13 protein-coding genes and 1 tRNA gene are annotated in these 14,421 nt (G+C 67.4%); 9 read left to right on the top strand and 5 right to left on the bottom strand.

Going from position 1 to position 14,421, the window contains the following annotated elements:
• Nucleotides 1–166: 166 nt before the first annotated feature.
• On the top strand, nt 167–1,156 hold the full coding sequence (locus tag GA0115234_RS29360; protein ID WP_093547724.1) for a Yip1 family protein: 990 nt from the start codon (nt 167–169) through the stop codon (nt 1,154–1,156).
• A 91-nt stretch (nt 1,157–1,247) separates the two neighbouring features.
• Here the strand turns inward: GA0115234_RS29360 and GA0115234_RS29365 are convergent, their stop codons facing one another.
• Both GA0115234_RS29365 and dcd read right to left on the bottom strand, forming a co-directional pair.
• The gene (locus GA0115234_RS29365; protein WP_093547726.1) at nt 1,248–1,757 is read right to left on the bottom strand and encodes a phosphoribosyltransferase; all 510 of its coding nucleotides are present in this window, start codon (nt 1,755–1,757) and stop codon (nt 1,248–1,250) included.
• 6 nt (nt 1,758–1,763) lie between these two features.
• Entirely contained in the window at nt 1,764–2,339 is a 576-nt protein-coding gene (gene dcd, locus GA0115234_RS29370) for a dCTP deaminase (protein ID WP_093547728.1), read from the bottom strand.
• Between the two features lie 467 nt (nt 2,340–2,806).
• Here dcd and GA0115234_RS29375 point away from each other — a divergent pair.
• The 4 genes from GA0115234_RS29375 (at nt 2,807) to GA0115234_RS29390 (ending at nt 7,169) form a co-directional block, all read left to right on the top strand.
• Nucleotides 2,807–2,877 (top strand) — tRNA-Gly (locus GA0115234_RS29375).
• 502 nt (nt 2,878–3,379) lie between these two features.
• Nucleotides 3,380–3,937 (top strand): hypothetical protein, encoded by a 558-nt coding sequence (locus GA0115234_RS29380; RefSeq protein WP_141718500.1) that lies wholly within the window; start codon nt 3,380–3,382, stop codon nt 3,935–3,937.
• Between the two features lie 347 nt (nt 3,938–4,284).
• Nucleotides 4,285–6,414 (top strand): hypothetical protein, encoded by a 2,130-nt coding sequence (locus GA0115234_RS29385; protein ID WP_093547732.1) that lies wholly within the window; start codon nt 4,285–4,287, stop codon nt 6,412–6,414.
• Nucleotides 6,411–7,169: a hypothetical protein gene (locus GA0115234_RS29390; RefSeq protein ID WP_093547734.1), complete on the top strand. Its 759-nt coding sequence runs from the start codon at nt 6,411–6,413 to the stop codon at nt 7,167–7,169. Before GA0115234_RS29385 ends, GA0115234_RS29390 begins: the two co-directional genes overlap by 4 nt.
• Before the next feature lie 266 nt (nt 7,170–7,435).
• Here the strand turns inward: GA0115234_RS29390 and GA0115234_RS29400 are convergent, their stop codons facing one another.
• From GA0115234_RS29400 to GA0115234_RS29410, 3 genes are all read right to left on the bottom strand, one after another.
• The gene (locus tag GA0115234_RS29400; RefSeq protein ID WP_093547738.1) at nt 7,436–8,587 is read right to left on the bottom strand and encodes a tyrosine-type recombinase/integrase; all 1,152 of its coding nucleotides are present in this window, start codon (nt 8,585–8,587) and stop codon (nt 7,436–7,438) included.
• A complete protein-coding gene (locus GA0115234_RS29405) occupies nt 8,587–8,805 on the bottom strand; it encodes a helix-turn-helix domain-containing protein (protein ID WP_093547740.1) in 219 nt (72 codons plus the stop codon). The genes GA0115234_RS29400 and GA0115234_RS29405 overlap by 1 nt, the downstream gene beginning before the upstream one ends.
• 188 nt (nt 8,806–8,993) lie before the next feature.
• Nucleotides 8,994–9,479, bottom strand: a complete 486-nt coding sequence (locus tag GA0115234_RS29410; protein ID WP_093547741.1) for a helix-turn-helix domain-containing protein — start codon at nt 9,477–9,479, stop codon at nt 8,994–8,996.
• A 309-nt stretch (nt 9,480–9,788) separates the two neighbouring features.
• Here GA0115234_RS29410 and GA0115234_RS29415 point away from each other — a divergent pair, with 309 nt between their 5' ends.
• The 4 genes from GA0115234_RS29415 to GA0115234_RS29430 all read left to right on the top strand — a co-directional run bounded on the left by GA0115234_RS29415 (nt 9,789) and on the right by GA0115234_RS29430 (nt 14,420).
• The gene (locus GA0115234_RS29415; RefSeq protein ID WP_093547743.1) at nt 9,789–11,015 is read left to right on the top strand and encodes a DUF3631 domain-containing protein; all 1,227 of its coding nucleotides are present in this window, start codon (nt 9,789–9,791) and stop codon (nt 11,013–11,015) included.
• A 186-nt stretch (nt 11,016–11,201) separates the two neighbouring features.
• A complete protein-coding gene (locus tag GA0115234_RS29420; RefSeq protein ID WP_093547745.1) occupies nt 11,202–11,975 on the top strand; it encodes a DUF2637 domain-containing protein in 774 nt (257 codons plus the stop codon).
• A gap of 94 nt (nt 11,976–12,069) precedes the next feature.
• Nucleotides 12,070–12,723: a MobC family plasmid mobilization relaxosome protein gene (locus GA0115234_RS29425; RefSeq protein ID WP_202554259.1), complete on the top strand. Its 654-nt coding sequence runs from the start codon at nt 12,070–12,072 to the stop codon at nt 12,721–12,723.
• Nucleotides 12,720–14,420 (top strand): relaxase/mobilization nuclease domain-containing protein, encoded by a 1,701-nt coding sequence (locus GA0115234_RS29430; protein WP_093547749.1) that lies wholly within the window; start codon nt 12,720–12,722, stop codon nt 14,418–14,420. Before GA0115234_RS29425 ends, GA0115234_RS29430 begins: the two co-directional genes overlap by 4 nt.
• Nucleotide 14,421: the final 1 nt, after the last annotated feature.

Raw genomic sequence — 14,421 nt, forward strand, 5'->3', positions numbered from 1 at the left:
CGGGGGCGGGACCGGCCGCTTCTGCCTTTCCACCGCACGCGGTACGGGAACCCCGGGGAGCGGCCCCCCAGGGTTCCCCTAGGGGATGTCACAGCTCGGCCGCAATGGCGGGCAGGTTCCCCAGGCCCTCTGACCGCACCGGCCCGGACCAGGTACGTTCGATGACGTGGCTGGATTCAGGATCGGACGCGGCCGGGACAACCGCACCCCGCAGCAAGCGCAACAGCAACCGCGGCAGCAGCCGTACGGCACACAGGCACCACCGCCGTACGGCCAACAGCCCTGGCCGCCGGCAGGAGGCAACGGGGCCCCGCCCCCGTACAACAACGGCGGCTACGGCAACGGCGGAACCGGCTACAACGGCGGAGGCCATGGCGGCGGGCACGCCGGAGGCCACGGCGGCGGGCACGGGGGCGGCGGCCACGGCGGCGGCCACGGCGAGCCGGAATACTTCGGCGACCCGTACAACCAGCAGCCCCAGCACCCCCACGGTTCCCCTCAGCAGGGCGACCCGTATGCCAACTCCCCCGGCCACACCCAGGCGTTCAGCATCGGCGAGGACCCGTACGGCGGCGACACCTACCGCGCCGGCCAGCCCCCCGCCCAGCCCACGGGCCCCCGGCTGCGGTGGAAGGAGCTGCTCACCGGCATCGTGCTCCGCCCGGGGCCGACGTTCTGGCAGATGCGCGACTACCCCGTCTGGGGTCCGGCGCTCATCGTCACGTTCCTGTACGGCCTGCTCGCGCTCTTCGGCTTCGACCAGGCCCGGGACGACGCGATCCACGCCACGATCTCCGCAGCGGTGCCCTACGTCATCATCACGGGCCTCGGCTTCGTCATCGGCGGCCTGGTCCTCGGCGCGGTCACGCACACGCTCGCCCGCCAGCTGGGCGGCGACGGCGCCTGGCAGCCGACGGTGGGCCTGTCCATGCTGATCATGTCGATCACGGACGCGCCCCGCCTGATATTCGCGGTCTTCCTCGGCGGCGAGAACTCCCTGGTCCAGATTCTCGGCTGGATCACCTGGCTGGCCTCGGCCGCGCTCTTCACATCGATGGTGAGCAAATCGCACGACCTGCCCTGGCCGAAGGCACTGGGCGCGTCCGCGATCCAGCTGATCGCATTGCTGTCGATCATCAAACTGGGCACGATCTGACGCACGACCGACCGCCCCAGGACGCGGGAAACCCCCGGCACAAGAAAAGTGCCGGGGGTTTCCCGCGTCCTGGGGTTTCCCGATCCAGGAATCAGGCGTCGAGAACCTGCCCACTGCGCCGCACGACGGGCTTGTCCACGCTCCACGGGAAGTTGATCCAGCGGTCGGTCTTCTTCCACACGTATTCGCACTTCACCAGCGAGTGCGACTTCTCGTAGATGACCGCGCTGCGCACCTCGGCGACATGATCGATACAGAAATCACGCACCAGCTTCAGCGTCTTCCCGGTATCGGCGACGTCGTCGGCGATCAGGACCTTCTTGTCCGAGAAGTCGATGGCGTTCGGAACGGGCGCCAGCATGACCGGCATTTCCAGGGTGGTGCCCACCCCGGTATAGAACTCCACGTTCACCAGATGAATGTTCTTGCAGTCCAGCGCGTAGGCGAGCCCGCCGGCGACGAACACCCCGCCGCGCGCGATGCTCAGCACGACATCGGGCTCGAACCCGTCGTCCGCCACGGTCTGCGCCAGCTCACGCACGGCACGGCCGAACCCCTCGTACGTCAGGTTCTCCCGCACGTCACCCGCATCAGCGCTCATGGGACATCACACCTGGGTCCGATGGAAATTCAGGAAGGAACGCGACGCGGTCGGCCCGCGCTGGCCCTGGTATCGCGACCCGTACCGCTCGGATCCGTACGGGAACTCCGAGGGCGAACTCAGCCGGAACATGCACAGCTGCCCGATCTTCATCCCCGGCCACAGCTTTATCGGCAGCGTCGCGAGATTCGACAGCTCCAGCGTCACGTGCCCGGAGAAACCGGGGTCGATGAACCCGGCGGTCGAATGCGTCACCAGCCCGAGCCGCCCCAGCGAACTCTTGCCCTCCAGCCGCGACGCGAGATCGTCGGGCAGCGAGATGACCTCGTACGTCGAAGCGAGCACGAACTCACCGGGGTGCAGGATGAACGCCTCGTCGCCGTCCGGCTCGACCATGCGCGTCAGATCGGCCTGCTCGACGGCCGGGTCGATATGTGGATAGCGGTGGTTCTCGAACACCCGGAAGTAGCGGTCGAGCCGCACATCGATGCTCGATGGCTGCACCATCGACGCATCGAACGGATCAATGCGTACACGTCCGGCGTCGATCTCGGCCCGGATGTCCTTATCTGAGAGAAGCACGCCCCGAGGATACGCAGAACGCGCGGGCCCGCCCCAATCCGGGACCACCCGCGCGCCTGCCACCGCCGCTTACCGCTGCTCGAACACCACGGGCACGGCATGCCGCAACCGCGCACAACGCGGACAGCGAATGAGCCGCCCGGGACCGAGCCGCCCGGCCCCGAGCTGCTGCATCGGGAACGAAGCGGTAGCGAAAACGTGCCCTTCGGCACAGCGGACGACGGTGCGCTCCATGGAGTCCATCAAGTCCCTTCCCCAACAAGCCTTGGACGAGAACGCCACATTAAGGGATGAACAGGACGCCACTCCAGGCGGCACTCCGACCACCCACGCTACGCCCCCAACTCCCGCCCAAGGCACCCGCATCCACCCCTCACCCACACCAAAAAGGCCCCACGGCTCAAACGCCGGGGACCTGCGATGGGGTACAGTATGGGACGGTAGCCGCCGCTCAGGCGGCATGCTTCGCGGGTGTAGTTTAATGGTAGAACATGAGCTTCCCAAGCTCAGAGCGCGAGTTCGATTCTCGTCACCCGCTCTTTGATGAAGGCCCTGGTCAATGACCGGGGCCTTTCTTGTTGTCTAGACCTCCTTAGGGGCGGCGTGCCCTCCACGTGCCCAAAGTCGCGCGAATGCGCCACGGAAAGGCCCAGGGCACACCTCGCGGCATCCGCGCCAGTCCGCTGGACCAGGCCGCCGCCACCCCCTTCACGAGGCAACGGGCGCCAGCCAGAGGAAATGCTGTCGCCACCCCGTCCCGGCAGCACCCCGTACACCAACAAGGACGGGTCCGCTCGGGCGGCATCCCCAGCCCGGCTCTCCCGCACCGGAGTAACTACCCAAGAGCAAAGCAGTAGACGCACACGCAACGACCGAAGCCGCAAGTTGCGACACAGAAAATGCCGAATTACGAACTGAACGTTCCCTTGATGCCATTTCCTGATCAATAGCGAACTTTACTACCCACGCTCGCCGCATCATGCAGTTGAATTCTCGCGCATCGCGCCATTCGCGCGCGACAGGTAAACACGGGGGTTGCAATGAGTGATGCATTGGCGTTTCCCGCACTGGCCGCCTCGGCTCTCCCCCAGGCCATCGGGTTCCTCCTCCACCGTGCCGAGGTAGTCCTCGACCGCCGCGCACAGCGACGGGATACGAGCGCTCCGCTCCCGCCGGAGGAAGTGGAGGAAGTACCAGACGTGGTGGTCGGGGACCCTGGCCACGCGCTGGACTTCGACCCGGCCGAGGTGACCGACGAGCGAACGGAACGGCTAGAGACGTTGGTGGAAGCGCTCGGGCTGTACGCCGAGAACGGGCACCTGGCCGAGGGGCAGGATGAACGACTGCGCCGCACCCTGGGTCGGCTTCGGGCCCTCCTTGAGGACGTGTACGGACGTCACATCACCTTCGTCGGCGAAGCGCAGCGGCCTGCAAGCGGCATGCGCATCGTCAACAGAGCCCGAGACGTCCGCGGTGTCTCGCGTGCATTGAAGGCTCGACGGGTATCCAGCAGCGCGAACGCCGACATCCTCCACACCGCTGAGGTTGTCCATCCCGGCGGGGAAATGATCAGCGTCGAGATTGACGAACTTATGTGAGTTGCGTTCTTAACGCCTCGCCGCACAAGCAAAAATCACAGACCGCATGACCAGCAACGGGGAGAGCAAGCATGGGATTTCCTGCGCCCGAAAATCCACTCGGCGGAACCTTTCGGGGCGGAAATGGCTACGACGGCTTCGGTAAGGAAGGTCCCCGGGTTGAGCGGGCCAGGCAGGACGATGCTGACGGCGGCACGCCAACCGACCCACAGTTGCGGGACGGACGTGGGGACCACCGCTCCGATGATGGTCGGGACGGTTCTGTCGGGTCTGGAGCGAACGGCTTTGCTAGCGGTACAGGCCCAGCCAGCCATGACGATGATCCCGGCGTACGTGAGGCTCAGCGGATGCTGCGGGCTGCGGTCGCCGAACTGCGGCAGGAGGCCCTGTTCAACTTCGGTGAGATGACGGCGGTGAAGCTCACGGCGGTCCTGGGACAGTTGCTGGAGCACTCGGAGCTGCCCCGCCGCTACCTGGAGACCGTCCGCGCGGTGTTCGCCGAGCCGGTCGGTTACCGGACGGCATATAAAGCACTTGAGGAGCCGGGCGCGGTGTTGGTCCTGCCCCGGGAGCCTGGTGCGGGCCGGACGTTCACCGCCCACGCCCTCCTGGCTGATCTGCACCTTCGTACCGGGGCCAGAGTAGGACCCTTGAGCTTCGGCGGCACCGCACGGTTTCCCCTGCGGCTTCTCCCTCGTGAGCAGAACGCCGGCTATCTACTGGATCTCCCGGCCGACGAGGACGAGACCGTGGCGGTCAGCAGCGACTTCGGGGCGCTGCTCCACGACATCCAGCAGACGTTGAAGAACCGCTCCTCACGACTGATCGTGCTGACCACACCGGAGCAGTGGCAGCGGATCCGAGGGGGCGCCCCGGAAGGGGTCGTCCCCCAACTGGGCAAGCCAGACCCCGTGAAGGTGGCCCGCACCTGGCTCTCGGCCGAGGCTCCCGAACTTGACACCACGCGCTGGCTCACCGACGGACGCATTCTGGAACTGTTAGCCGGGCAGCCACCCTCCGACGTTCTCCACACCGTCGGCCTCATCCTCAAGTCCGAGCAGACCAAGCAAATCCACTGGACTAAGGAGTCCGTAACCCAGGAACAGGTCGAAGCCGACCCGGACGGCTTCAATGCCAGGGTGCTGAGTGTTGTCGAGGCACGCACCGACTGGCGCGAGGAATTACTCAAGTGGCACAAGAAGCCGGGAAGGACCGACTTCCAGCGGAACTTCCTTCTGGTCGCCGCACTGTTCCGGAGCGCGACTGTCGCGCATGTGTACGTGAAGGCGGCCGATCTCTGCGGCCACTTCAAGACACCGCTGTCGCTAAAAGGACAGGTCTCGCCAGGCGTCGTTGAGCTGGTGGATGAGATCGATGCCGACCTCGATCCGGCGGACGACACGCTCGATTTCGGCCGACCAGGATGGGACGACGCCGTCCTGAGCTACTTCTGGATCGACCGACCAGCGGTACGGAAGACTTTCCTGGCGTGGATGGCCGAGGCGCCAACGACCAAGAAGAAAAAGACCAACGAGTTCCTGGAGTCGTTCACGACGGACGACCGGCTCCTCTTGGCGAACAGGGTCGGCACCTTCGCTGTGCGCTGGGCCACCCGTCATAGGAAGCCGGATCCCCTTGAAAAAATCATCTCAGCCTGGCATGGGGACCCGGTCCTGTGGAAAACAGCCACCGAGCTGATCTCGGCTGCCTCCCTTCATCCGACCATGGGGCGTTTCATCCACGAGCTGTTGCTGCGCTGGTCCAAGAACAGGGAGGACGCAGCACTGCCCAGGTTGGCTGTCGATGTGTGCGCTGGCGAGTTTGGTCGCCTCTACACCACCAAGGCGCTGCTGCGCCTTGGATACGCGGCAGGCTCGGAGGACTCCGGGCTACAAAAGTCGCTGCACTCCGCGGTCCGCGCCATCTGGTCTAACCCGACTGCTCGCAAAGCCCTGTTCAACTCAATCATCGACTGGTGCGCTTCTGATACGAACCGTCTTGCGTCAGGCCGCCGTTCCTTTGCGGCCTTGGCCACTCTGACGGCTGGCCGAGAGGGTGAGGCCGACCCCGAGCCGGTGCTGCTCCAGGAAGGTAGCGAGGAGGACGAGTTCCAGCCCGCGCTGAAAGACCTGGCCGTCGGCTGGCAGACGTTGTTGACACCCACTGACGACGACACGGTGCCCGCAGAAGCGCTCCGCCTTTGGATGGACGCCGCCCACCAGCGTCCGAACCTGAGCCCTCTCGTGTTCAGCGTCCTCAGAGAGGCCCTGGACGCACCAGACCCGGACCTTGCCCGCAGGCTCCGCAACCGCCTGAACGACCTGTTGTACGCCTGGCAGCCCTACCCGGCACCGAACGCCGACGCCACACGCGTACGACTACGACACGAACTGGCCGACCTCCTCGCCCATGATCGGAGCCGGGCCGTCGCCAAGTACCACCCCCGTGTCGTCGGCCGTTCCACGGAGACCGCGTGAGCCCGCTGATACGCAAAGATTCCTCGCGCAGCGCGGGCACCGCACAGGCCAGCTGGGTGCGTGAATTCCGCGACCTCCTCGACAGCAACGAACCCGGCCTCACATTCGACGCCACCATCCGAGTCGAGTGGCGCCGGCAGGAAGGCGGGCCGGGCAGCACTACTGCCTACGAAGACGCCGGACGAGCGGTACGGCATATCGCGGAGAGTCTCGCTTCCCAGCGCAGCGTTTTGCGCTGGGAAGCTACGGAACAGGACATCAACCACGACCTCAGACGCCTCCTTCCATGGTGCACCGAAGGCATTGAGATCCTGAGAGCGCAGGTCACCCTCCACGTCGACGATCACGCTCACGCCACCGCCCAGCGCATCGCTCAACTCAAGCGTGAAGAGACACTGGAAGAACTCGCACGCCGCCAGACCGCAGCACGTGTCCGATTCATGCAGGACGAGATTCTGCGTACCCCGGCCACGGCACGCCTATACCTGTTGCTGGAGCAGACCGCGCACCACGGCTACCTGCCGCCAGGCGTCGATGCCGATCAGATCGTGCGGGATGTCCAGCAGTGGCACCCAGAAGCACAGTGGGTCGCCGTCGCCCAGCTCCTGCACACCTTCCTAGGCAAACTGACCGACAAGGACGCAGGCGACCTTCTACGCACCCTGCACGTACTGTTCCTGGAGTACGGACAAAAGGAACTCGCCGAACAACTCCCAATGGAACTGGGCCAGCGGAACTCGGAGCGACCGGCGTGAGCCGGGGGAAAGAGATCCGGCTGACCATAGTCCGCGTGCTCCTGTCCCCTCGTACCAGCTGGCACGCTTGCACGGCGATACGGCGAAGCCGGGCCCCGCTGACCTTCGATGCTGCGTGGCGGTACGCACGGCTGCGCGGACATCCTGATGAGGCGCCCTATCGGCTTCAGGGTCACCGAGCCGAAACTCTTCAACAGCCGGAAGGCCCTAGCCGAAGAACACCGGATAGCCGGGGCGTGTAACGACGGCGCCCCGGCCATACGACGTCAGCCTTCCCAAGCAGCGGACGAAGCTTGGCTAGTTGCCCTCCTGACTGCACGAACCCTCAAGTCGATGCCTCCAGCGACCTCCTGCTGACGTTCGTCGTCGGAGTGCTGGTAGATCAGCGCCGCCTTCTCCGAGGACTGGCCGGCGCGGACCATCGTGTCCTTGAGCGTGGCGCCCGACTGGGTGGACAGGGTGTGGCCGGTGTGCCGGAGGTCGTAGAAGCGGAAGCCCTCCGGCAGGCCGACCTCGGTCCGGGCCCGGCGCCACTTGCGGCCGAAGGTGGACCGGCGGAAGGGGGCGCCCCTCTCTCCGACGAACAGGAGCCCGTCGGGTTCCTTCTCGGCGTACCAGTCGAGGTGACGCTTCACCTCGATGTACAGGAAGGCTGGGAGGAAGACCGTTCGCCTTCCCGCGGCCGACTTGGTGTCGCCTTCGACGCGACGCCCGGTGGTCAGCTCGGGTGCAGCATCCCGAACCTTGACCGCGAGCGGTTCGAGGGTGACGTCGGGCCGCCGAAGGGCGGCCTGCTCCTCCGGGCGCATGGGCCCGTAGGCGCCGAGGTAGACCATCAGCCGCCACCTCGGTCCCATGACGTCGGCGAGCGCGTCGACCTGTTCGACGGTGGCCGTCGGGCGTTCCCTGGCCTTCTCGCTGCCTGCGCCCCTGATCCGGCAGGGGTTGCGGCGGATCAGCTCGTCGTCGGCCGCCGTCTCCATGATGGCCTTGAGTAGGCGGTAGGACTTGGCGACGGTCGTCGCACCGGTAGTCCCCAGCCGCTCGACCCGCCAGGTGCGCACGCCCGGCGGCGTGATGTCACCCAGGTTCACCGAGGCGAATGCGGGCAGCAGGTGCAGGCGCAGGAGCCTTCGGTACAGCTCCTCCGTGGTGGCGGAGAGCCCGCGCTCCTCGACCCACTTCATGGCGTACGTCTCGAAGTTGATCGAGCCAGCATCGGGATCAACCCAGTGCTTGCGCTCAATGTCGGCCTGGGTGAGCGTGAGCCAGGTCTGGGCCTCGGTACGCGTCTCGAAGGTCTCCGGGGCGGTGCGACGGCTGCCGTCCGGAGCCCAGTAGCGCGTCTGCCACCGCCCCGACGGGAGCTGACGGACGGTGCCGAATTCACGTCGCCGCTGCGGCTTCCGGGCAGCCATCAGGCGGCCTTCCCGAAGCGGGAACGCGCGTCGCCGAGAATCGGAACGGTGCGCTCCTCGATGTACGCGGCGATGGCGCTCTCGGGGATCCGTACGGGCTTGCCGAGCTTGACGTAGCGGATGCGGCGCTCCTGGATGAGTCGCCGGATGAAGCGCACGCCGGTGCCGAGGCGTTCGGCAGCCTGTTCCACGGTGAGGAGGGTGTCGGTAGTGGTCACCTCCCCCTGCGGTCGCGGGTGCTTAACGGGGGCGTGCGGTATCGCCGAAGGGCGCAAGTGAGTGCTCCGGGTCTGGCCGGCGGATGGGGCGGCAACCCCGGGCCTGGCCTCATGTCGTTCAGGGATGGGATGGGCAGGACGGCCACAGCGGGGGTTTGCGTTCCCGCTGCGCCACGTGGTGTGGGCCGCTATGAGTCCGAGGCGGGCCCGTACTCTTCGTTGCTCTTCATCAGTTCGGTGGCGATGGCGTTGGAGACCATCACGTCAGCCTCTTCGCGGATGTCCGGGTGGTCGGCGAGATAGGCGTCGAGCTGGTCGCGGGCCTTGCGTGCCTCGTGGTTGGCACGGTTGGAGGCTCTGTAGGCGGCGACGACGTTGTCGATCAGCTCCATGGCCCGGCCCATGGTCGCCAGGCTGGGCGGCCCGACGAAGTTACTGAGCGGGACGCCGAAGATCTCGGCGAAGCCGATGGCCTCATCGAGGTTGATCCGGCGCTTGCGGTTCTCGATGCGCCAGACCGCAGACGGGTTCATGTCGAAGCCGACGTCGTTCATGCGGTCGGACAGCGTGGTGGTGCTCCAGCCGCGTTTCTCGCGCTCCAGTTTGACCCGCACAGCGGCGTTCTCCTCACCGCTGAGGAGCACGCCCTCAGGGTTTCCCTCGTCATCCGGCATCGCCCCCCTCCTCCCGTTCGCTGCGTGTACCGCCGGTTGTGCGGCATAGAAGAAGATTAGCATCCGTTCTGCGGATCGCATAGCTCTATGCGATCCGCATAGTCCGTGGTACTGTAAAGCACCCCAGCAGACCGCACCGATCCGCTGAGGCATGCCTTCAACCAGCCCCGACATACAAAAAGCCCCCCGGTGACCCAACACCGAGGGGCTCAGAGCGCAAACCTCATGCCGCCCATCCCTGAACGACTGACCTGCGAGGCCGGGATTGCCGTCCCATTGGCCCGCAAGCGGAGGAGCTACATGTCCAGTATGGACGATCCCGCCCAGAGCACGCCATCCCTTCCGGACACCGCCGCCGTATGGCCGCCGGTGGCCATACCCGGCCGCCCCGCCGAACCCGTACCGCCGCCCGCAGAGGAGCCCGAACCTGCTCCGGCGTCCGAGGGCGAGGCGGTGCTCGCGGAGCTGCGGGAGCAGATTCGCCGCTACGTCGTACTGCCGAGCGGGGAGGCTTTCACAGCTGTGACCCTGTGGGTTGCGGCTACGCACTTGCAGACGGCGTGGCAGCACGCTCCGCGACTGGCCGTCGTGGGGCCGGCGAAGCGGTGCGGCAAGTCGCGGCTGCTGGACGTGATCACCGAGAGCGTTCACGATCCGTTGATCACGGTCAACGCGTCGGCCGCCGCGGTGTTCCGGTCGATCACCGCCACACCGCCCACCCTGCTGGTCGACGAGGCCGACACTCTCTTCGGCTCCGCGAAGGTCGCGGAGAAGAACGAGGAGATGCGCGGCCTGCTCAACGCGGGGCACCAGCGCAACCGCCCCACCCTGCGGGTTTCCGGACCCAACCACGAGGTCTCGAAGTTCCCCACGTTCGCCATGGCGGCCCTCGCTGGCATCGGCGACCTGCCGGACACGATCATGGACCGGTCGATCGTGATCCGGATGCGGCGCCGCAGGCCGGGCGAGAAGGTGGCGGAGTTCCGTACTTTCCGTGACACCCCGCCGCTCCACGCGCTACGTGACCGGCTCGTCGCCTGGCTGACTCCCCTGCACGCCGAGGCGATGGAGCTGACACCGGCCATGCCGGTCGAAGACCGGGCGGCCGACACCTGGCAGCCGCTGGTGAGCGTCGCCGATCTCGCCGGCGGAGCGTGGCCGGACCTCGCCCGCACCGCCTGCCAGATCATGGCCAAGCACGAAGCCGAACATGACCAGGACCGCAGCAGCCTGGGCATCCGCCTCCTGGCCGACGTCCGCCGCGCCTTCACCACCGAAGGCAACCCGCCAGCACTTCGCACCAGCCGACTCCTCGACATCCTCAACCAGGACGACGAGATGCCCTGGGCGGAGTACACCACCCACGGCCTGACCCCTCGGGGCCTGCAACTCCTGCTCAAGGAGTACGACATCAGCTCGGTCACCCGCCGCTTCCACGGCAACGTCCAGGCTCGTGGCTTCACCCGCCTGCAGTTCGCCGACTCCTGGGCCCGCTACTGCCCCGAGCCCACCCCCGAAACGGCGACCGGGGCCTGACCCGGCACGACCCGTCACGACCCGTCCCCGCGCAGGTCAGCGCGGTGACGAGTCGCGGTCCGGTGACGAGTCGACTCGTCACTACCGCCGCACTCGTACCGGCCCTGACCAGGCACGCGACGAGTCGTGACGGGTCCCCCGCCCTCAGGGCCACCTCAGCCGCACCCGCACTCTGGAGCATTTCCCTTGCCCTCCCCCGCCATCACCGCGGCACCGTCTGCCCCGCTGCCACTGGCCACCGCGATCCGCACGGGCGTGTCGCTGCTGGCCGTGGCCGCCTTCGCCCTGTCCTACGACGCGCTGCGTCAGATGGCCGCCGCCAGCCACATCCACCGGGCGCTCACCTATGCCTTCCCGCTCGTCATTGACGGGTTCATCGCCATCGGGATCGGCGCCCTGCTCATCCTGCGGACCGCACCCCTGTCCGCCCGCCTCTACGTCTCCGCCCTGGTCGGCGTCGCCACCGCCACAAGCATCTGGGCCAACGTCCTGCACGCCGTCCGCCTCAACCAGCAGACCCGCCACACCAACCTCGCCCTCGACGACATCACCGTCGGAGTCATCTCCGCCATCGCCCCGCTCGCCCTGGCCGGAGCCGTCCACTTCTACCTCCTCGTCGCCCGACGCCCCACAGCCACCGACCGCCACAACAGCGGCGACCGCCACGAACCCCGCGCGGAACACACCATCGGTAAGCTCGCGCCACCACACGCCACGGACACGGACACCGATGTGCCGCAGCAGCCCGGTAAGCCGGGAGGCAAGCAGTCGAGCGTTTCCCTGGAGCAGGCCGTGGCCATCGGCCGCACGGCTCCCCTCGGACGAGGCGACAGCGTTTCCCGCCGCAACGTCGAGAAGGCGATCCGGGACAACGGATTCGGCATGTCACGCGCCCGCTTGGACAAGGTCAAGGACCTGCTGCAGGCCGAACTCGACGCCGTCACCACAAGCACCGACTGAACCTCGCACCCCACGTCACCCCAGCCCGTTCCTCCCATGAATCAGCACCGGAGGAACGGGCCCTCTCCCTCCACCACCGCTTGCAGGAGCCCTCATGCACAGGCCCGTCCGCGAGCCCTCGTCGGCGCAGCAGCAGACCACCTCCACCCCGGCATCAGGCGGAGCAAGGTATGGCATTGGACCGTCCACGGGCCGGTCCAACGCAGATGCCTCCGCCCCGGGGGTGGCGGAGGAGCTCGGGCGCCAGGGGGCGCCCGACCGGAACGAGCCCGTCGACACCACCACCCGCACCGTGCTGCCGCAGCGTGCCGCCGAAGCCGCCGCGCTGCACCGAGTCGCCCGCCGCCGTCAGCGCAAAGAGACCCAGCGCAAAGAACGCGTCGACGTCCGCTACAGCACCGACGAGAAGACAGCGATCCTCACCGTGGCCCGCTCGCTGAACATCGCCGCCGCCCACTACGTCGGCGCTGTCGTCATGGCCCACATCCACGGGGACCTCGCCCTGCCCGGTCAGCGCACCCAGCTCGACGACTACATCGACGAACTCGCAGCCCTCCGCGGTGAGGTCGCGAAGATTGGCCACAACGTCAACCAGATCGCCAAGAAGCTCAACTCCGGCGACCGTCCACACCATGGGGACACCGCACTCCTCGACCATGCGGAACGCGCCCTCGGCACGGTCGGCACCACCATCCGCCACATCGCCGCAGCCGCCACTCAGGCCGCCGCCACAAAGGGGCAGCGGTGATTGCGAAGATCAGCAGCGGCAAGAGCACAGCCGGCCTCATCCGCTACCTCTACGGCCCCGGCCGGGCCAACGAGCACACCGACCCGCACCTCGTCGCCTCCTGGGACGGCTTCGCACCCGACCCCGGCCGCACCGACGACATCGCCGCCACGAAGAAGCTCCTCGTGGCCGACCTCGACCTACGCGTCCAGCAGGCCAGGCGACTCGGCCGGGCCCCGAAGCAGCACGTGTGGCACTGCTCCGTCCGCGCCGCACCCGGCGACCGCACCCTCGACGACGCCGAATGGGCGGACATCGCCCGCCGTGTCGTCACAGCGACCGGCATCGCACCGACAGACGATCCGGACGGCTGCCGATGGGTCGCCGTCCGGCATGCCGACGACCACATCCACATCGCCGCCACCAAGATCCGAGGCGACCTGCGCACCGCACGCCACTGGAACGACTACCTCACCGCCGACCGCGAACTCGCAGCCAGCGAGAAGGAATACGGCCTCTTTCAAGTCGTACGCGGAGACCGCACCGCCGCGAAACGGCCCACCCGCGCCGAGCAGGAGAAGGCCCGCCGCACCGGCCACGACAAGCCCGCCCGCATACGCCTACGCACCCTTGTCCGCACAGCAGCGGCTGCCGCCACCAACACCGAGGAGTTCCTCGCTCTACTCACCCGCACCAACGGCGTCCTCGTCGAGGTCTTGCACTTTCCCTCCGGAGAACCACGCGGCTACAAAGTCGCCATGGAGCACGACACGAACGCCGAAGGAGAACCGGTGTGGTTCTCCGGCTCCACACTGTCGCCGGACCTCTCCCTCCCCAAGATCCAGAGCCGTCTCGCCGCAGCAGACATCCCGGTCGGCAATCCCAACGGGCATCTACGGCCGCACCCGTGGCACCAAGCCACCGCAGCCACGGAGCGCATCCCCCGCCACCTCGGCCGGCCGGACGCCGAAGCCGCCCAGGCCCACCTGGCCGCCCTCGGCGAAGCACTCGACGCCGTGGCCCTCACCGCACCGCCGGACATCCGTACCGAACTCCGTGCAGCGGCCTCTGCCTTCGAACGGGCAACCCGTTCACGTATCCACGCCGAACACCACCACGCCCGTGCCCTGCGCGGGGCAGTGAAATCTATGCTCCGCGAGCCATCACCCAAGGACGGAGCTCTCCTGGCGATGTTCCTCGATGCCGCGCTCCTGGCCGTCATCGCCGCCGCCCGCTGGCACGACCAACGACAGCACAATCAGCAGGCCGCAGCCGCCCACCAGACTCTGCTCCACCTCCAGGCCGCCTACGAGCGAACCTCATCCGGGCACCTGCTTGCCGCCGGCCAGCATCGACCGCCTCAGAAGGTCGCAGTCCGGTACGCCCAGCTCATCCGCCAGACCGCCCCCGCATACGCTGACCAAATCCTCGCCGACCCCGCCACCGATGCGCTGACTACCGCCTTGGCCGCCGCGGAGACCGCAGGCCACGATCCCGGACGGTTGTTGCAGCAGGCGGCAGACGAACGCGCCCTCGACGACGCCCGCTCCCCAGCACGCACACTGGCCTGGCGCGTGCAACGGCTCTCGCAGAGGCCCGCTCCAAGCCGACAAGCTCAGGCGGCACAGGCACGTAGCACCGTCCTACGCCCCGTAGCTCTCCCGCAGCCTGCGACACCGGCCGCACCCACCGCTACCTCTCGGCCTCGGCGTAGGTGAT

The sequence above is a fragment of the Streptomyces sp. DvalAA-43 genome (genome assembly GCF_900091725.1).
In the GTDB taxonomy this organism is placed as follows: domain Bacteria; phylum Actinomycetota; class Actinomycetes; order Streptomycetales; family Streptomycetaceae; genus Streptomyces; species Streptomyces pulveraceus.